Raw genomic sequence first — 17,714 nt, 5'->3', positions numbered from 1 at the left:
ATTAGTAATTGTACATCGACATCGGATCATTCACACAGGCGTAGTCCAGGAGACATTGCCTGCCGGTGCCATCACGCAAACTGGTAGTGCTCAGCTTATCCCCAGGCCCGCATTGGGCCGGCGGATAGCGAAAATTGCGGCCCCCGAAGCCGAGGCGTACATAGACCTTTTTGGACTGGCGGATAATCTGCGCAAGCTGCGCACAGCTGTGATCTTTTGCATCGACCTTCACGGGCCCGGCGGCAAGCAATACCGTCGGGACCAAGCACGCAACTGCCAGAACCACGCATCTCATGGCCGCCTCCCTGATCAGAGTCAGTAAATCAGCACTCTCGACACTATTCAAACGGATATCGATGCGGCGGGCGCGCCAGCCATAGTTGAGGGCAATAGCTCAAAAACGAAAAAACACCGTTTTTGAACCCCAGCCTTTAGCCGAAATATGGAGTGGGAATCACATTGGAGCCTGAACCCACTCGCCGGAGGCCGGGGCACTCCTTGCCGAAGAGATTTTCGCTAAGCTTTTCTCAGCTCAAAAGGGAAGGCAGACAGCTACTTTTGATTGTGCTAGTCTCGCGACCATATGCAATACGAACGTAAAGCCTCGCCGAACCTCACATCATGGGCGTGCGATGGTTGTCATTACAAAGGCACGGACGCTTGCTGACTTCTATGAAGCCCACGCGCTCATCGCGGAGATGGGCCGGTGGGATGTTGCACAATGCGATGCGCTCGGTCTTCCGTCGGAGGACGTGATTTCTGCCTACTATTCTGACGATGTCGCAAGCTTGTTGGAAATGTGCACATTACCGAACACTGGCATGTACCTCGCTCAGGTCGGCTCAGTCGTTTTAGGTTGCATCGGCCACGTCAGTCGTGGAGATGTGCCGAAATCATCAAACTCTTCGTGCGTCCGGAAGGAAGAGGAAAAGGCGCAGGAACCCGCCTGCTTGCGACCGCGCTTGATGCTATCGAGCAGTCCAAGTTCCAAAAAGTGAACCTCGTGACGATTGCGTTCATGAAGGATGCCATCTCCCTTTAGCGCAAATTCGGATTTCAAGAGTGCAAACCGTTTGAACCAACACCGAGGGGCTTGGAAGAGGCGACGCGTTCCATGGAAATGGTTATCAGATAGCCTGGCCGGCTTTGAGCAAGCGCAACGGTCCTTCCGCCAAGTCCATTCCCAACCTTGGCCCCTTCGAACTTATCAGCGGAACAAGGTCGCAAAAGCTGGAGTTCAGCGACCCGACTTTTGCGAGCTTATGTATTCCACATCTGAATGAGGGGTTGGCCTCAGAAGTGGGCTTTCGAATTGAGCGAACGGATGCCTCTCAGCGCTCGGCGAGGGCTTCCTCGCCCTTCTTCTGGCGCACCAGATTGACGAAGCGGCGGAAGAGGTAGTGGCTGTCCTGCGGGCCTGGGGAGGCTTCCGGATGGTGCTGGACGGAGAAGATCGGCTTGCCGGCGACGCGCAGGCCGCAGTTGGTGCCGTCGAAGAGCGAAACGTGAGTCTCCTCAATGCCATCGGGCAAAGACTTCGTGTCGACCGCGAAGCCGTGGTTCATCGAGACGATCTCGACCTTGCCTGTCGTGTGGTCCTTCACCGGATGGTTGGCGCCGTGATGCCCCTGGTGCATCTTCTCGGTCTTGGCGCCGAGCGCCAGGCCCAGCATCTGGTGGCCAAGGCAGATGCCGAAGACCGGGATGTCGGTCTTGATCAGCTTCTGGATGACGGGAACGGCATATTCGCCGGTTGCTGCCGGATCACCCGGGCCGTTCGAAAGGAAGATGCCGTCCGGCTGCATGGCCAGCACGTCCTCAGCACTCGTCGTTGCCGGCATCACCGTGACCTTGCAGTCGAGGCCGGCAAACAGGCGCAGGATGTTGCGCTTGACGCCGTAGTCGAGGCAGACGACGTGGTACCTGGCATTTTCGGGGGCGAGTTCGCCATAGCCCTCGTTCCAGATCCACGGGGTCTGCGCCCATTGCGAGGACTGGCCCGAGGAGGCGATCTTGGCGAGGTCGAGCCCTTCGAGGCCGCTCCAGGCCTTGGCTTCGGCCTTCAGCGTCTCCACGTCGAAGACACCGTTTTGGTCGTGGGCGATGACGGCGTTGGGCGAGCCGTTCTCGCGGATCCAGGCCGTCAGGGCACGAGTGTCGACGCCGCAAAGGCCGATGATGCCGCGGGCCTTCAGCCAGGCATCGAGATGCTTGGCGGCGCGATAGTTGGACGGTTCGGTGATCTCGGCCTTGAAGATGACGCCGACGGCGCCGTGGCGTGCTGCCGGCGTCAGGTCTTCGATGTCTTCGTCGTTGGTGCCGATATTGCCGATATGCGGGAAGGTGAAGGTGACGATCTGGCCGAGATAGGAGGGATCGGTCATGATCTCCTCGTAGCCGGTCAGTGCTGTGTTGAAGACCACTTCGGCCTGTACCTTGCCGGTCGCGCCGATGCCCTTGCCTTCGATGACGGTTCCGTCTGAAAGAACGAGCAGGGCGGTCGGCTTTTCGGTTGTCCAGGGTGCTGTTGCGGTCATCTTCATCCCGTTTCCGGCAGCCACACGTTCTTGGGCAACGTTGGCCGGCCATTTGGTTCGCAAGCGTATGCGCGCGGCAAGGCGCGCGCTCTCAGGCCTGATCACGAATTTTGGTTCAGGTGGCGGTAAATAGCCACGCTATTGCGCGAGGTCAATCTTTGTACCGCACATTCTGCGGGTTTTCTCGCGCTTTCTGCCGCCATTTTCCGCAATTTATTTGATCCCAAGCATTCGCGTGGTTTATGAAGCGGCATTCAAACAGGAGTGACCATAATGTTGCGCGATCAACTCGCCGCCGCCCTCAAGGATGCCATGAAGTCCAAGAATGCCGAACGGCTTTCGACCGTTCGCCTGATTCAGGCCGCCGTCAAGGACCGGGATATCGCCAATCGCGGCGCCGGAAAGGCAGAGGCGAGCGACGACGAGATTCTGCAGATCCTCGCCAAGATGGTGAAGCAGCGCGACGAATCGGCGAAGATCTACGAAGAAAACGCACGTCCGGAATTGGCAGCCAAGGAACGCGCCGAAATTGTCGTGCTCCAGGATTTCCTGCCGAAGCAGCTCTCCGACGCAGAGGTTCGCAAAAACATCGCCGCGATCATCGCCGAGATCGGTGCCGCCGGCCCGAAAGATATGGGCAAGGTGATGGCTGTCCTGAAGGAGCGCTATGCCGGCCAGATGGACTTCTCCAAGGCCTCCGGCGCCGTCAAGGAACTGCTGAACTGATCAGCGCACGCTCGCCGTTTTTCTGGCGGCAGGCCCCAGCACTGCCTCTGCGGCGGCATCGACAACCGCGAACTTTGCTGCCTGATAGCCCCAGTACTCCATGACAAAGCCGCGCGACAACCAGGTATCGCCCTTGTAGGGCGGCTGCGCCCAGCCCACACTTCCCATTTCGGACGCCTGCGTCAGCAGGCGCTTGAGGTGCGTGTTGGAGATCATGAACTGGTCGCGGATTTCCTTGAGTGACAGCGGCCCGATGTAGGCCCGTTCCGAGCTGCGATCGAAGTTGCCGATGCGGCTCATCAGGTAGTCCATGATGAGACCGCCGGAATTGGCCCAGTTGAACAGATTGTATGTTGCGCCGGGGTCGCGCACGGCGTCGCTATCGATGATCGCCTTCGAAATCAGCGGCTGCAGCTTGGAAAAGGCTGACGGATCGGCGTTGAACCGGTCCAGCCGGTTGCCGCCGTCCAGACTGTCGAGAACGAGAAGATGGGTGGTGAGCCACTTGAAAAAGTGCTCGTGGGCCGTTTCGGTCGGCTCCAACAGGCGCGTGCGCTTGTCGCTCGTACTCTCGACCGGACGAAGGAACCGGTAGGCGCGCATTTCCTGGATAAAGGCCGCGGCGGTATTGCGGCTTGCAATTTTGTTGGCCACGACGAAGGCGATGAAACGGCCCGAATAAAGGCCGAGTTTCGGTTCGCCGGGGTAGCCGAAATGAAGGGCGAAGCCGGCATGGGCCATCAGCCAGCGCTGTTGCGCGGCAAAGATCGATGCGATGCGCGGGCTCTCGCGATAGATCGACAGCATTTCGCGGGCGCAATGCAACACGGCCACGAAGAAGGCGTCGCTTTCTAGAAAATTTTCAACTTTATGTGGCATGCGACCATCCCGATAGGTCGCTTTCATTAGGCATAGGATGGTGACTGTCAATGCCTCCAGGGCCTTCCAGGGCCAATAGTGGACGCGGAAATATCAAAAATAAAACCGTTGCGTGAAATTAAAGAAGGCAGGAGCTGGGGGTGCTCCTGCCTTCTTGCTCTTTGCTTCCGGTGGCGACGCAGGACCGAGATCCAAGCCAGCGAATATTAGCAAAGACACCCTTGCGAGGCGGCGCCGGGGGTAGGGATGGTGCCTCGCTCGGGGATCGCTTTGTTGGAGATGACGGTATTGCGATGCGGCAAGTGATTCAAATTACAAAAAAATAATGATTGGCGACGCAGCCTGCCTTAGATGTGTCCTTCATGCTGAAGGCGGTGGTTTCGCGATGGCTATTCGTCGTTCCGGGCAGATAGGAAGCTATTGTTCTGCAACCGATTTTTGACGAAAGCCAAAGGTTGGCGCGCTCAAGACGCCGGCTCGCATACACGCAAAACGGGGGGCGCGATCCTCAATGTCGCACCCCCTGTCGCAGGCATGGTAACGCATTTTTGAACGCTCGTCCGATGATGGTTCTGAAGGCGCGGCAGTCCTGTGAATAGCGCGTCTTTTGGCCAAATGCCGTGGCATGTGCTGATGAACCTGCTTATATGGACCCCTGTTAAGAGGTTCACATGCGCTTTTCCAATTCCTTTCTCGACGAGATACGCGATCGCGTGCCGATTTCGGACGTGATTGGCCGTCGTGTGAGCTGGGACAAGCGCAAGACCAATGTCTCGCGCGCGGACTATTGGGCCTGCTGCCCGTTTCATGGCGAGAAGTCGCCGAGCTTCCACTGCGAGGACCGGAAGGGGCGCTACCACTGCTTCGGCTGCGGCGTGACCGGCGATCACTTCCGATTCCTCACCGATCTGGAGGGGTTGAGCTTCCCGGAGGCCGTGCAGCAGATCGCCGACATGGCGGGCGTCGCCATGCCGATTGCCGATCCGGTCATGGAGAAGCGCGAGAAGGAGCGCACCTCGCTTCTCGATGTGATGGAGCTTGCGACCACGTTCTTTCAGGATCAGCTGCAGACGGCAAACGGCGCGCGGGCGCGCGCTTATCTGCGCGATCGCGGGCTGACGGGACGGACGATCGAGACGTTCCGGCTGGGCTTTGCGCCCGACAGTCGCAATGCATTGAAGGAGTTCCTGGCGGGCAAGGGCGTTGCGAAGGACCAGATCGAGGCCTGCGGGCTTGTTGTGCACGGACCCGAGGTGCCGGTCTCCTACGATCGTTTCCGCGACCGCATCATGTTTCCGATCCTGTCGTCGCGCGAGAAGGTCATTGCGTTCGGTGGCCGTGCCATGTCGCCGGACGCTCCAGCCAAGTATCTCAATTCCAATGAGACGGAGCTCTTCCACAAGGGCAATGTACTTTACAATTTCGCGCGCGCCCGGCGGGCGACACAGGGCGCGAACAGCGAGGCCACGATCATCGCCGTCGAAGGCTATATGGATGTGATCGGGCTGCACCAGGCGGGCGTCGAGAATGCCGTGGCGCCGCTCGGCACGGCATTGACCGAGAACCAACTCGAACTCCTCTGGAAGATGACACCGCAGCCGGTGCTTTGCTTCGATGGCGATGGCGCCGGTATTCGCGCCGCCAATCGCGCGGCCGATCTGGCTTTGCCGCATATCAAGCCGGGGCGCACCGTGCGTTTTGCCCTGCTGCCCGATGGCAAGGATCCGGACGATTTGGTGCGCAACGAAGGCCGCGCGCCCTTCGACAAGGTGATGAGCCAGGCCAAGCCGCTGGCCGAGATGATCTGGAGCCGTGAAATCAATACGGGGCAGTTCGAGACGCCCGAAGCCAAGGCCGAGCTCGAAGCGCGGTTAAAGCAGCTGGTGACGGTCATCGCCGATGAAAACGTGCGTCGTCACTACCAGCAGGACATGCGCGACCGCCTGAACGGCTTCTTCCAGCCGCAATTCCAGAGCCGCGGCGGCGAACGGCGAAGTTTCGATCGCGGCGCTGGCCAAGGTCGCGGCCGCGGCAACGAGGGGCCGCGCGGCCCGCGCCTTTCCGGCGGCGGCATCTCCGATCGGCTGGCCCGCTCCGGTCTGGTTCGTGGCCATCAGGAAACACCTGCTTTGCGAGAGAGCGTGCTGGCGCTGACGGTCATCAATCATCCAGCCTTGATGCAGGACGAATATGACGAGATCGCCTCGATCGATTACGACAACCGCGAGCTTCAGCGGCTCTGGTCCGTCATGCTCGGGGCTGCTGCCGCCGTCGCCGGGCCGTGTCTGACGCGCGAGTATCTGCTGGAGCGCATGGAAGAGCAGGGCTTCGGCTCGCTGTTGCAGGGGCTCGAGCAGCAGATCCGCAATGCCCGCCTCTGGATCGCCACGGCCGAGGCAGCGATGGAGGATGCGCGCGAGGGCTACCGGCAGGCGCTCGCTTTCCACAAACGCGCCAAAGCTCTGCGTTTCCAGAAGATCGAGCTCGAACGCGAGATCGCCGAGGCGACCGAGGCCGGCAACGGCGAGGTGATCGACCAGCTGATGCGCGCGCTGCAGGAGGTCCATTTCGAGGGGCTTCGCCTCGAGAACCAGGAAGCCATCATCGATGGTTTCGGCGTGCTCTCCGGCCGCGTCAAGGGAGCGGCGAGCCATTGATGGGAGCGCCAGATCGGCAATTTTCCGCTGGCGATGCGTTGTTCGGTGCCGAGCGCTCGCCTCTTGGCATTCTCAACCGTGTCTACGGCTATCCCGCCTTCCGCGGCAAGCAACAGCAGGTGGTCGAGCATGTCGTCTCCGGCGGCGATGCCGTCGTTCTTTTTCCGACGGGGGCCGGCAAGTCGCTGTGCTTCCAGATTCCAGCGCTCTGCCGCGAGGGCGTCGGCATTGTCGTTTCGCCGTTGATTGCGCTGATGCGCGATCAGGTGGAGGCGATGAAGCAGCTCGGTATCCGTGCAGCGGCGCTGAACTCTTCCCTGTCGCGAGAGGCGTTCATGGAAGTTCGACGGGCGCTATCGGCGGGCAAGCTCGACCTTCTCTATGTGACGCCGGAACGCATTCTCATGGATGGCTTCCGTGACACCATCGGCAATTCGAAGATCGCGCTCTTTGCCATAGACGAGGCGCATTGTGTGTCCCAATGGGGACATGATTTCCGGCCGGAGTATCGCGAACTCGGCAGGCTTGCGGAACACTATCCCGGGGTGCCGCGCATCGCGCTGACGGCGACCGCTGACCCGCATACACGCGACGACATCGCGCAACGGCTTGGCTTGAGCAATGCGAAGGTATTCACCACCAGTTTCGACCGACCGAACATCTCTTACGAAATCGTCGAGCGCGACCAGCCGCGAAAGCAGCTGCTGCGCTTTCTCTCCGGACACAAAGGCAACAGCGGTATCGTCTACTGCCTGTCGCGCGCCAAGGTCGAGGATACGGCCGAGTGGCTGAACGGGCAGGGTATTCGCGCGCTCCCCTATCACGCCGGCATGGACAGGGCGCTTCGTGATGCCAACCAGGATGCCTTTCTGAAAGAGGAAGACCTGTGCCTTGTCGCCACCGTTGCTTTTGGCATGGGGATCGACAAGCCGAACGTGCGTTATGTGGCGCATCTCGATCTGCCGGGTTCCGTCGAGGCCTATTATCAGGAAACCGGCCGCGCCGGGCGCGATGGCCTGCCTTCGGAAGTGTGGATGGCCTACGGCATGGCCGACGTCATCCAGCGCCGACGGATGATCGACGAGGGAGCCGCCGCCGACGAGATCAAGCGTGTCGAGCGCTCCAAGCTCAATGCACTGCTGGCGATCTGCGAGACCGCTTCGTGCCGCCGCCAGGCGATCCTTGCGCACTTTGGCGAGGCCCATGCGGGCAATTGCGGCGGCTGCGATAGCTGTTTGAAGCCGGTCGAAACCTGGGACGGGACCGAGGCGGCGATCAAGGCGCTTGCCGCGGTCTACCGGACGGGCGAGCGGTTCGGTACCGGACATGTGGTCGACGTGCTGCTCGGTCATGTCAACGAGAAGACGGAACGCTTCGGCCACACCACGATGCCGGTCTTCGGGGCCGGAAACGATCTGCCGGCCCGCACGTGGCAATCGGTATTTCGGCAACTGCTTGCGATGGGACTGGTCCGCGTCGATCACGAGGCGTTTGGCGCCCTGAAGCTGGAGCCGGAGGCCCGCGCCGTTTTCAAGCGCGAACGACCGGTCTTTTTCCGCAAGGATCGTCCGGCTGCCGAACGTCGCTCGAAACGAACGGCGCAGGTCGAGCCGCGCTCCGTTCTGTCTGGTGGCGACGGTGTCCTGTTCGACGCTTTGCGCACGGAGCGGACGGCGATTGCACGCTCGCTCGGCGTGCCACCGTATGTCGTCTTTCCCGATACGACGCTCATCGCTTTCGCGACCGAGCGGCCGCGAACGCACAAGGAGATGCTCGCCATCTCAGGCGTCGGCCAGTCTAAGCTCGAACGCTACGGCGATGCGTTTCTGGACGTGATCCTCAGCCACGACTAGGTAGCTGCGAACGCCTATAATCGCGATGCGACCTGGAGTGATCCCAGGCGTATACTCATCCAGGTCGCTCGGCGGCCGGCCCACCGCGTCTCCCCGATGGACGTCGGAAGGGCTGTGGGTCGCCGCTGGTGCGCGGCCTTTATCGCGTGCTGGTTGGACAGGCCAGCCAGCTTTCGCGGTCTCTGCACGGCCTCGACGGCGCGCACTGGGAATCGATCCAGGCAGTGCTACCGGATCTGCACGGCACGCGGATCGTCGATCTCGGTTGCGGCTCTGGCTGGTTTGCCCGTTGTGCCGCCCGGCAGGGTGCAAAAAGCGTCTTCGGCTTCGATATCTCGGAGCGAATGATCGACCGGGCGCGACGCCATACCGTCAATCATTCGGTCAGCGACGAGATCGCGAATCTGGAGAGGCCGCAGTTGCTGCCGGCTTCGTTCGATCTGGGCTATAGCTCTTTGGCATTTCACGATATCGAGGATTTTACCCGCCTGTCTGCCACGATCCACCGTGCACGTGTGCCGGGCGCCGATGTCGTCTTTTTTGATCGAGCATCCGATCTCTATGGCGCCGGGCAATCCCGCTTGGGCGGTGGATGGCGACGGGCGCCGGATCTGGCCGCTTGACGGCTGTTTGCGCCAGGGCAGCGCACGACGGATTGGTTCGCCAAAGGTGTTGCCAAAGAGTATCGCATGCTGGGGACGACTGAACACGCTGATCGCTGCTGGCTTTTCGCTCCGCCACGTCGAGGCGTGGCGGCCGAGCGACGAGCAGTTGTGCGCGTCCCGAATGGGCAGAAGAGATGGACCGGCCGATGTTTTTGTTGATCGCCGCACAGCGTTGACGACGGCAAGACAGGCGCTTGGCTATGTGCTAGTGCAGGGCATCGGGAAACATCACAAGAAGGGCACTCAATGACCTCGCAATTTCTCTCCCACCTCCGTACCGAACTTGCTGCACTGAAGGACGCCGGGCTTTACAAGTCCGAGCGTGTCATCACGTCGAAGCAGGCGGGCGAGATCGCCGTTGCTTCGGGCGAGCGGGTTCTGAATTTCTGCGCCAACAACTACCTCGGGCTCGCCGACAACGAAGAGCTTGCCGAGGCGGGGAAGAAGGCGCTCGACCGCTATGGCTATGGCATGGCCTCAGTGCGCTTCATCTGCGGCACGCAGGAGGAGCACAAGCAGCTCGAGGCGCGCATTTCCTCCTTCCTCGGCATGGAAGACACGATCCTCTATTCCTCCTGTTTCGACGCCAACGGCGGCCTCTTCGAGACCCTGCTCGGCGAGGAGGATGCGATCATCTCGGACGCGTTGAACCATGCCTCGATCATCGACGGCGTGCGCCTCTCGAAGGCCAAGCGCTTCCGCTATGCCAACAACGACATGTCAGCGCTGGAGGAGGAACTGAAGAAGGCGCAAGGCAGTCGCTTCAAGCTGATCGCCACCGATGGTGTCTTCTCGATGGACGGCATCATCGCCAATCTGCAGGGCGTCTGTGATCTGGCCGAGAAGTATGGTGCGATGGTCATGGTCGATGACAGCCACGCCGTCGGCTTCGTCGGCAAGCATGGGCGTGGGTCAGCCGAGCATTGCGGGGTCGAAGGCCGGATCGACATCATCACCGGCACGCTCGGCAAGGCACTCGGCGGTGCTTCCGGCGGCTATACCGCGGCCAAGGCGGAAACGGTCGAGTGGCTCCGCCAGCGGTCGCGTCCCTATCTGTTTTCGAACACGCTGGCGCCAGTCATTGCCGCTGCATCCCTCAAGGTATTCGATCTCATCGAGAATGGTGCCGCGCTGCGCGAGCGGCTGACGGAAAATGCGATGCTGTTCCGCTCCGAGATGACGAAGCTTGGCTTCACGCTTGCCGGCGAGGGGCATCCGATTATTCCGGTCATGCTTGGCGATGCCAAGCTGGCGCAGGACATGGCGGCACTGATGTTGAAAAAGGGCGTCTACGTGATCGGCTTCTCCTTCCCGGTTGTGCCGAAAGGGCAGGCACGCATCCGCACGCAGATGTCGGCCGCGCATTCGCGTGCGGACGTCGAACGGACGATTGCAGCCTTCGCGGAAGCTGGCCGCGAACTCGGTGTCATCTAAAGGGTTTGGGAGAGTAAGATCATGTCGAACATGATGAAGGCACTGGTCAAGGCGAAGCCGGAGGTCGGGCTTTGGATGGAGCATGTTCCCGTTCCCGAGGTCGGGCCGAACGATGTGCTGATCAAGGTGAAAAAATCCGCGATCTGCGGCACCGATGTGCATATCTGGAACTGGGACCAGTGGGCGCGGAAGACCATTCCGGTGCCGATGGTGGTTGGCCACGAATTCTGCGGCGAGATCGCACAGATTGGCTCGGCGGTAACGAAATACCATGTCGGCGAGCGGGTCTCCGGCGAGGGACATATCGTCTGCGGCAAGTGCCGCAACTGCCGCGCAGGCAGGGGGCATCTCTGCCGCAATACGCTGGGCGTCGGCGTCAACCGCCCCGGTTCCTTCGGAGAGTTCGTCTGCATTCCCGAGGCGAACGTGGTGCCAATCCCGGATGATATTCCAGACGAGATAGCCGCGATCTTCGATCCATTCGGCAACGCGGTGCACACGGCGCTGTCCTTCGATCTCGTCGGCGAGGACGTGCTTGTCACCGGCGCTGGCCCGATCGGCATCATGGGGGCGCTGGTCGCCAAGCGATCGGGGGCGCGCAAGGTCGTCATCACCGATATCAACCCGCACCGGCTCGAGCTCGCCCGCAAGCTTGGCATCGACTATGTCGTCGACGCCTCGAAGGAGAACCTTGCCGATGTCATGAAGTTGATCGGCATGACCGAGGGCTTCGACGTCGGGCTGGAAATGTCCGGCGCCGCACCGGCGTTCCGCGACATGATCGACAAGATGAACAATGGCGGCAAGATCGCCATCCTCGGCATCGCACCCGCCGGCTTCGAGATCGACTGGAACAAAGTCATCTTCAAGATGCTTAATCTGAAGGGCATCTATGGTCGCGAGATGTTCGAGACCTGGTACAAGATGATAGCCTTCGTGCAGGGGGGGCTGGATTTGTCGCCCGTCATTACGCACCGGATCGGCATCGATGACTTCCGTGAGGGGTTCGAGGCGATGCGCTCCGGCAATTCCGGCAAGGTTGTTATGGATTGGAACTGAGGGGGATTTATGATTTACGAGGGAAGCTGCCATTGCGGCAAAATCGCGTTTGAAGTGGACGGGGAGTTCACCTCCGCCCTTGATTGCAATTGTTCACTTTGCCGGCGGCGCGGAGGACTGCTCGCCTTCGTTGCGCGCGACAAGTTCACGCTGAAAACGCCGCGTGAGAGCCTGTCGACCTATACGTTCAATACGCGCACCATTCAGCACCGCTTCTGCGACACATGCGGGATTGCTCCTTTCGCCGAAGCCAAAATGCCTGATGGCGCCGAGATGGCGTGCATCAACGTCCGCTGCATTCCCGCTGTCGATCTTGCAAGTCTAGAGATCCAACCCTGGGATGGGCAGTCTCACTAAGCTTTCGACCCGGATCGAACAACTAGCGGCGGGCAAACGGTTCTTGGCGGCAACTTTGCCGTTCAAGAAGAATGTCCGCTGCTCTTGTCTTCTCGTGGTGACATCCTATCTATGCTTGGCAATCGCTTGAGCGGTTCCGGACCTGTGGATAAGGCTTTTTCGGGGTTTTCTGAGGCTTTTTTGCTAGAAAAGCTTGACGAGAACAAAAAATATGGGAATCACCGTTCGACTTGGAAAGCGGTGAACTGGGTCAAGGGCGGATCGCACAACCATGGCCGGACATATGATGACTTTTAAGCTCTGTCGTCCGTCGCCGGCAATCGTGGTTAATCAGGCATTAAATCTCATCCCGTTAGGTGGGACTAGGTGATTCGAGACGGTCGTTTGCCGCGTATCGGCTGCGTGCGGCCGTTCACTGCGGCGAGTTTGAATAGCGTCAGGAAGGCGACGACATAAATGGCAACCAAGGTCAAAGAGAACGAAGAAGCGGAAGTCGAACGCGACGGCGGCACCGACGGCCCTCTTCTCGATCTTTCCGATGACGCGGTCAAGAAGATGATCAAGGCCGCGAAGAAACGCGGCTATGTGACGATGGACGAGCTGAATGCTGTCCTGCCGTCCGAAGAGGTGACGTCCGAGCAGATCGAAGACACGATGTCGATGCTGTCCGATATGGGCATCAACGTCATCGAGGACGAGGAAGCCGAAGAGGCCGGCGCCACAGGTGGCGACGACGACGATTCCAGCTCCGACGACGAAAGCGAAGGCGGCGAACTGGCCCCTTCTGGCGGTACCGCCCTTGCGACCGCCAAGAAGAAGGAGCCGACCGACCGTACCGACGATCCGGTGCGCATGTACCTGCGCGAGATGGGCTCGGTGGAGCTTCTGTCGCGCGAAGGCGAAATTGCGATCGCCAAGCGCATCGAGGCCGGCCGCGAAACGATGATCGGTGGTCTCTGTGAGAGCCCGCTGACGTTCCAGGCGCTGATCATCTGGCGTGACGAACTGAACGAAGGCACGACGCTGCTTCGCGAGATCATCGATCTCGAAACGACCTATTCCGGTCCGGAAGCCAAGGCTGCGCCGCAGTTCCAGAGCCCTGAGAAGATCGAGGCTGACCGCAAGGCTGCCGAAGAAAAGGAAAAGACGCGCCGCGTCCGTTCCGGCGACGACGACATTACCAATGTCGGCGGCGAGGGCCTGCCTCCTGAGGAAGAGGAAGAGGACGAAGACGAGTCCAACCTGTCGCTCGCCGCCATGGAAGCGGAACTGCGCCCACAGGTCATGGAAACGCTCGACATCATCGCCGAGACCTACAAGAAGCTGCGCAAGCTTCAGGATCAGCAGGTCGAACAGCGCCTTGCCGCGACCGGCACGCTGTCGTCCGCCCAGGAGCGCCGTTATAAGGAGCTCAAGGATGAGCTTATCAAGGCCGTCAAGTCTCTGTCGCTGAATCAAAACCGCATCGACGCCCTCGTTGAGCAGCTTTACGACATCAACAAGCGCCTCGTTCAGAACGAAGGCCGCCTGCTGCGTCTGGCTGAATCCTACGGCGTCAAGCGCGATAGTTTCCTCGAACAGTATCAGGGCGCCGAGCTCGATCCGAACTGGATGAAGTCGATCGGCAATCTGGCCGCCCGCGGCTGGAAGGAATTCGCCAAGGGCGAAAACACGACGATCCGCGACATCCGCCAGGAGATCCAGAATCTCGCAACGGAAACCGGCATTTCGATCTCGGAATTCCGCCGCATCGTGCACATGGTGCAGAAGGGCGAGCGCGAAGCGCGCATCGCCAAGAAGGAAATGGTCGAAGCGAATCTTCGCCTCGTCATCTCCATTGCCAAGAAGTACACGAACCGCGGTCTGCAGTTCCTCGACCTCATTCAGGAGGGCAACATCGGCCTGATGAAGGCGGTAGACAAGTTCGAATACCGCCGCGGTTACAAGTTCTCGACCTATGCGACGTGGTGGATCCGTCAGGCGATCACCCGCTCGATCGCCGACCAGGCCCGCACGATCCGCATTCCGGTGCACATGATCGAGACGATCAACAAGATCGTCCGCACGTCGCGCCAAATGCTGCACGAGATTGGCCGCGAGCCGACGCCGGAAGAACTGGCCGAAAAGCTCGCAATGCCGCTCGAAAAGGTCCGCAAGGTCCTCAAGATCGCCAAGGAACCGATCTCGCTCGAAACCCCGGTGGGCGACGAAGAGGATTCACACCTCGGCGATTTCATCGAGGACAAGAACGCGCTGCTGCCGATCGACGCCGCCATCCAGGCGAACCTGCGCGAAACGACGACCCGCGTTCTGGCATCACTGACACCGCGCGAAGAACGCGTTCTGCGTATGCGTTTCGGCATCGGCATGAATACCGACCACACGCTCGAAGAAGTCGGCCAGCAGTTCTCGGTCACCCGCGAGCGTATCCGTCAGATCGAAGCAAAGGCGCTGCGCAAGCTGAAGCATCCGAGCCGCTCCAGAAAGCTCCGCAGCTTCCTGGACAGTTAGGATTTGGTCGTCGCTAAACGCATCAAAGAGCCGGGCCGTGTGCCCGGCTCTTTGCTTTCGGCGCGCATCTGCGGGCCGTGGTGTTTCTTGTTGTCGAACGGGGACAGGAGTAAGGTACACCCCACGGGGGAAGGGACCGACCACAGCGCATGAGCGAGGTCGCCATAGCCTGTTGCGTGGGCCAAGACCCTCCGTTGGGAGGTGTGCAATGACCACTTACATCGTGCTTATCAATTGGACGGATCAGGGCATTCGCAACGTTCGCGACTCGACAAAGCGCCTGGACGCGGCAAAGAAGCTGCTTGGCGACATGGGCGGCTCCTTCCAAAATTTCTTCCTGACGATGGGCGATCATGACCTTGTCGCCGTATGCGAGGCACCTGACGATGCCGTGATGGCCCGTTTCAACCTGTCTCTTGGAATGGCTGGCAATGTGCGCACGCGGACATTGAAGGCATTTCCGGAGGCCGCCTATCGCGAGATCATAGGTTCGCTGGGCTGATTTGTCGGGCTGCCGGGCCTGCTGCTGGCAAATATGTGGATCGTGTCCTGCGCCGACGCATTGCGTCCGTGGAGCGCGAGGCTTTTTTGTTTTATGGCTTGATGATGCCTTCTTAAAAGGCCACATCGGTAGCGTGGCGTAGGGCATCGTTCGTAGGCATGCAGCAGGTTTCGGCAAAAAAATGGGGAGCGTTCGGCTGGGGCATCTTTGCCTCCGTGCTGTTGCACCTTGCCGTCGTCGCCTTCTTTCTCGTGAAGCTGCCCGTGCCTGCTCCCCACCCGGAGGAGGAAACCGTCAGCGTCGACCTCGTGCCGCCGCCGGAGGAAAAGAAGCCCGAGGAAAAGCCGCCGGAGCTGAAGATGCCGGAAGAGCCCAAGCCCGAGGAGCCGAAACCGGAGGAGAAGAAGGCCGAAGAAAAGCCGGCCGAGACGCCTGCGGAGCCGCCGAAGGAGGCAAAGGCCGAGCAACCGCCGCCGCCTCCGCCGCCACCCCCGTTGCAGGAGGCAAAGGCACCGGAAGAGAAGCCACCGGAAAAACCGCCGGAAGCGGCGGCTGCAGAAAATGCCCAGTCCAAGGAGCAGGCCGGCAAGTCGCAACCCCTGTCGGTGCTGCGACCGGTGGTCGAATTTGGCGACAAGGATACCGGACCAGAAAAATCCAATGAGGGAGATGCGTCCGTCGCGGGCGTGAAGCCAGATGTGGCGCCTCCTTCAGCTGAGCCCAAGCCGGAACCCCTTAAGGATCAAACGAAGCCAGAGGAAACTGCGCAAGCAGCCAAGGCACCCGAAAGCGAGGAGCCGCCAGCCAATCCGGTTCCTGAGGATGTCGAACTCCCGCAGGTGGACCTCGCGGAGAACCATGCCGAGAAAAATGGCCCCGCCGCCGGAACTGCAAGCGACGCCAAGACGAGTTTCGAGCAGGGAAAGCCGCCCGCTGCAGCAAAACCCGATGCGACGGCCACTGCCGCGGCGGACAAGCCGCTCGAACTGACCGAGGCGAAGACATTGTTCTCGCAAAATATGACCAACGACCCGGTAGCGCGAACCGCAATGGGTGATTTGCCGCGTGGCGCACGGGTGGATCAGCTCTGCGGCAGTGAGCTTCGACAGCAGTTGATGCATGGGGCTCCATCGTATCGGCCGGAACTCTTGCCGTCCTACCGTCTTTCAAAGGGAACGGTTCTTCAGGTAAAGCGGGGCGCGTTCCGGGCTGCGGGGCGCTGGTATGATGTCAGCTTCCGTTGCGAGGTGGACGATGGAGCAACGAAGGTCAAATCGTTCGGCCTTGCTGTCGGCAATCCTGTTCCGAGAAGCGAATGGGCCAGCCGCCGTTTCCCGATGGACTAGTTGTCGCCAGTTCGGCACAAGACTGCCGGGATAGCTTTGTCCCATCGCCACATGTCGGTGGCGCGTGAAAGGACAATGAGATGTCGAACGAGATCGAGCGCTTCTTCGAATTGCAGGATGAGGCAACCAAGGCGGCCTTTGTCGAGAGCCGCGGCGACGAGCTCACCGACATCCTGGTCGCCGCGCTTGAGGACGTCTTTGCGATTCTTGCCGACGACGATGTTCGCGAAACGATCCATTGAGTGGTCAGGCTGACCAGTTTTGAAGCCTTGACGGGATCGCTGCATCGACCGATTTCGCTCACCGTTGTTTTCAGTGGCTTGTGCTGGCACTATGCGTTGTTACCTCGGAAGCGCAGACATGGCTCGCAGTCAATTTCGCATGTTCAGGTCGGTCGTTCCCGGCATCGAGGCCGTGGCTGCGGATAGCAACCAAAGCTTTGCGCGCCATACGCATGAGCAGTTCGGCATCGGGCTGGTTTCGTCAGGTGCGCAAAAGTCCCTGAGCGGCCGAGGGATGGTTGAGGCGGGTGCCGGCGATATCATCACGGTCAATCCGAACGAAGTGCATGATGGCATGCCGATTGGTGGGGGCAGATCGTGGCGGATCCTCTACTTCAATCCCGATATGATCGCTGCCAATGTCTGCGAGATCACGCAGGGGCGGCGATCGGCTGTCGAGATTTCGCATCCGGTACTGCATGACAAGGCGATTGCGGCGTGCTTCGAGGCAGCCTTTGCGCTGGTGACCAGCGCAGGAGGGCATCGACTGCAGCTTGAGGAAGTCCTTCTTGAACTCGTCGCCCGTGTCGTTGCAAAGGTCGTGCCGGATGAACGGCAGGCTGCGCCTCACTCCATCCGGACCGCGCAGGAGATGATCGACTGCGATCCGACGGTCGCAATCTCGCTGTCCGATCTCGCCTGCGCAAGCCGGCTCAGCCGATTTCAGGTGTTGCGCGGTTTTGCCAAGGCGACCGGCATGACACCACACGCTTATTTGGTCCAGCGCCGCATCCATCTTGCCCGACACCTGATTGCCGGCGGCGCGCCCTTGGCTGAGGCTGCCGTGGCCAGCGGCTTCGTCGACCAAAGCCATATGACGCGGGTGTTTGTGCGCAAGTACGGCGTGTCCCCGCGCGCCTATGCGAATGCGGTCGCCTGACTGCGCTGCAATTTCATACAAGATCGC

The 17,714-nt window shown here is 60.4% G+C and carries 15 protein-coding genes and 1 pseudogene; 13 read left to right on the top strand and 3 right to left on the bottom strand.

What is annotated here, in order from left to right; translation table 11 throughout:
- Nucleotide 1: 1 nt before the first annotated feature.
- Nucleotides 2–295 (bottom strand): hypothetical protein, encoded by a 294-nt coding sequence (locus LPU83_RS74180; protein ID WP_024317063.1) that lies wholly within the window; start codon nt 293–295, stop codon nt 2–4.
- Between the two features lie 504 nt (nt 296–799).
- On the opposite strand from LPU83_RS74180, the gene LPU83_RS75845 reads away from it, so the two are divergent.
- Entirely contained in the window at nt 800–1,042 is a 243-nt protein-coding gene (locus LPU83_RS75845) for a GNAT family N-acetyltransferase (RefSeq protein WP_082321222.1), read from the top strand.
- Nucleotides 1,043–1,331: 289 nt separating this feature from the next.
- Here LPU83_RS75845 and carA read toward each other — a convergent pair whose 3' ends face one another.
- Nucleotides 1,332–2,537, bottom strand: coding sequence for a glutamine-hydrolyzing carbamoyl-phosphate synthase small subunit (carA, locus tag LPU83_RS52470; protein ID WP_024317062.1), 1,206 nt, complete (start codon nt 2,535–2,537; stop codon nt 1,332–1,334).
- A gap of 273 nt (nt 2,538–2,810) precedes the next feature.
- Here carA and LPU83_RS52465 point away from each other — a divergent pair, with 273 nt between their 5' ends.
- On the top strand, nt 2,811–3,263 hold the full coding sequence (locus tag LPU83_RS52465) for a GatB/YqeY domain-containing protein (protein ID WP_024317061.1): 453 nt from the start codon (nt 2,811–2,813) through the stop codon (nt 3,261–3,263).
- On the opposite strand, the gene LPU83_RS52460 is transcribed toward LPU83_RS52465, so the two are convergent.
- The gene (locus tag LPU83_RS52460; RefSeq protein ID WP_024317060.1) at nt 3,264–4,142 is read right to left on the bottom strand and encodes a hypothetical protein; all 879 of its coding nucleotides are present in this window, start codon (nt 4,140–4,142) and stop codon (nt 3,264–3,266) included. It lies immediately after the preceding gene.
- A gap of 671 nt (nt 4,143–4,813) precedes the next feature.
- On the opposite strand from LPU83_RS52460, the gene dnaG reads away from it, so the two are divergent.
- The 11 genes and pseudogenes from dnaG to LPU83_RS52410 all read left to right on the top strand — a co-directional run bounded on the left by dnaG (nt 4,814) and on the right by LPU83_RS52410 (nt 17,687).
- Entirely contained in the window at nt 4,814–6,799 is a 1,986-nt protein-coding gene (gene dnaG / locus LPU83_RS52455; protein ID WP_024317059.1) for a DNA primase, read from the top strand.
- Nucleotides 6,799–8,652 (top strand): DNA helicase RecQ, encoded by a 1,854-nt coding sequence (recQ, locus tag LPU83_RS52450; RefSeq protein ID WP_024317058.1) that lies wholly within the window; start codon nt 6,799–6,801, stop codon nt 8,650–8,652. Before dnaG ends, recQ begins: the two co-directional genes overlap by 1 nt.
- Nucleotides 8,653–8,777: 125 nt before the next feature.
- Nucleotides 8,778–9,493 (top strand): annotated as a pseudogene (locus tag LPU83_RS52445) (class I SAM-dependent methyltransferase).
- Nucleotides 9,494–9,563: 70 nt separating this feature from the next.
- Nucleotides 9,564–10,751 (top strand): glycine C-acetyltransferase, encoded by a 1,188-nt coding sequence (locus LPU83_RS52440; protein WP_024317057.1) that lies wholly within the window; start codon nt 9,564–9,566, stop codon nt 10,749–10,751.
- A gap of 21 nt (nt 10,752–10,772) precedes the next feature.
- Nucleotides 10,773–11,810 carry an L-threonine 3-dehydrogenase gene (gene tdh, locus LPU83_RS52435; RefSeq protein WP_024317056.1) on the top strand — a complete coding sequence of 346 codons (1,038 nt, stop codon included), beginning with the start codon at nt 10,773–10,775 and terminating at the stop codon, nt 11,808–11,810.
- Between the two features lie 9 nt (nt 11,811–11,819).
- Nucleotides 11,820–12,167, top strand: coding sequence for a GFA family protein (locus tag LPU83_RS52430; RefSeq protein WP_024317055.1), 348 nt, complete (start codon nt 11,820–11,822; stop codon nt 12,165–12,167).
- Between the two features lie 456 nt (nt 12,168–12,623).
- Nucleotides 12,624–14,678: an RNA polymerase sigma factor RpoD gene (gene rpoD / locus LPU83_RS52425; RefSeq protein WP_024317054.1), complete on the top strand. Its 2,055-nt coding sequence runs from the start codon at nt 12,624–12,626 to the stop codon at nt 14,676–14,678.
- A 208-nt stretch (nt 14,679–14,886) separates the two neighbouring features.
- Nucleotides 14,887–15,180 (top strand): GYD domain-containing protein, encoded by a 294-nt coding sequence (locus LPU83_RS52420; RefSeq protein WP_007790116.1) that lies wholly within the window; start codon nt 14,887–14,889, stop codon nt 15,178–15,180.
- A 158-nt stretch (nt 15,181–15,338) separates the two neighbouring features.
- Entirely contained in the window at nt 15,339–16,526 is a 1,188-nt protein-coding gene (locus LPU83_RS52415) for a DUF930 domain-containing protein (RefSeq protein ID WP_024317053.1), read from the top strand.
- Between the two features lie 80 nt (nt 16,527–16,606).
- The gene (locus LPU83_RS73080; protein ID WP_167546210.1) at nt 16,607–16,768 is read left to right on the top strand and encodes a hypothetical protein; all 162 of its coding nucleotides are present in this window, start codon (nt 16,607–16,609) and stop codon (nt 16,766–16,768) included.
- Between the two features lie 118 nt (nt 16,769–16,886).
- A complete protein-coding gene (locus LPU83_RS52410; RefSeq protein WP_024317052.1) occupies nt 16,887–17,687 on the top strand; it encodes an AraC family transcriptional regulator in 801 nt (266 codons plus the stop codon).
- The last annotated feature ends 27 nt before the right edge of the window (nt 17,688–17,714 follow it).

Origin of the sequence: Rhizobium favelukesii, from assembly GCF_000577275.2 — a bacterium.
In the GTDB taxonomy this organism is placed as follows: domain Bacteria; phylum Pseudomonadota; class Alphaproteobacteria; order Rhizobiales; family Rhizobiaceae; genus Rhizobium; species Rhizobium favelukesii.
This window is presented reverse-complemented; position numbering and strand designations above follow the sequence as displayed.

Excerpts from the sequence above, each read along its gene's own strand:
- LPU83_RS73080 (WP_167546210.1), top strand. The coding sequence starts at position 16,607 with ATGTCGAACGAGATCGAGCGCTTCTTCGAATTGCAGGATGAGGCAACC.
- LPU83_RS52440 (WP_024317057.1), top strand. The coding sequence starts at position 9,564 with ATGACCTCGCAATTTCTCTCCCACCTCCGTACCGAACTTGCTGCACTG.
- LPU83_RS52460 (WP_024317060.1), bottom strand. The coding sequence starts at position 4,142 with ATGCCACATAAAGTTGAAAATTTTCTAGAAAGCGACGCCTTCTTCGTG.
- LPU83_RS52430 (WP_024317055.1), top strand. The coding sequence starts at position 11,820 with ATGATTTACGAGGGAAGCTGCCATTGCGGCAAAATCGCGTTTGAAGTG.
- LPU83_RS52465 (WP_024317061.1), top strand. The coding sequence starts at position 2,811 with ATGTTGCGCGATCAACTCGCCGCCGCCCTCAAGGATGCCATGAAGTCC.
- tdh (WP_024317056.1), top strand. The coding sequence starts at position 10,773 with ATGTCGAACATGATGAAGGCACTGGTCAAGGCGAAGCCGGAGGTCGGG.
- carA (WP_024317062.1), bottom strand. The coding sequence starts at position 2,537 with ATGACCGCAACAGCACCCTGGACAACCGAAAAGCCGACCGCCCTGCTC.
- rpoD (WP_024317054.1), top strand. The coding sequence starts at position 12,624 with ATGGCAACCAAGGTCAAAGAGAACGAAGAAGCGGAAGTCGAACGCGAC.
- recQ (WP_024317058.1), top strand. The coding sequence starts at position 6,799 with ATGGGAGCGCCAGATCGGCAATTTTCCGCTGGCGATGCGTTGTTCGGT.
- LPU83_RS52420 (WP_007790116.1), top strand. The coding sequence starts at position 14,887 with ATGACCACTTACATCGTGCTTATCAATTGGACGGATCAGGGCATTCGC.
- LPU83_RS52415 (WP_024317053.1), top strand. The coding sequence starts at position 15,339 with ATGCAGCAGGTTTCGGCAAAAAAATGGGGAGCGTTCGGCTGGGGCATC.
- LPU83_RS74180 (WP_024317063.1), bottom strand. The coding sequence starts at position 295 with ATGAGATGCGTGGTTCTGGCAGTTGCGTGCTTGGTCCCGACGGTATTG.
- dnaG (WP_024317059.1), top strand. The coding sequence starts at position 4,814 with ATGCGCTTTTCCAATTCCTTTCTCGACGAGATACGCGATCGCGTGCCG.
- LPU83_RS52410 (WP_024317052.1), top strand. The coding sequence starts at position 16,887 with ATGGCTCGCAGTCAATTTCGCATGTTCAGGTCGGTCGTTCCCGGCATC.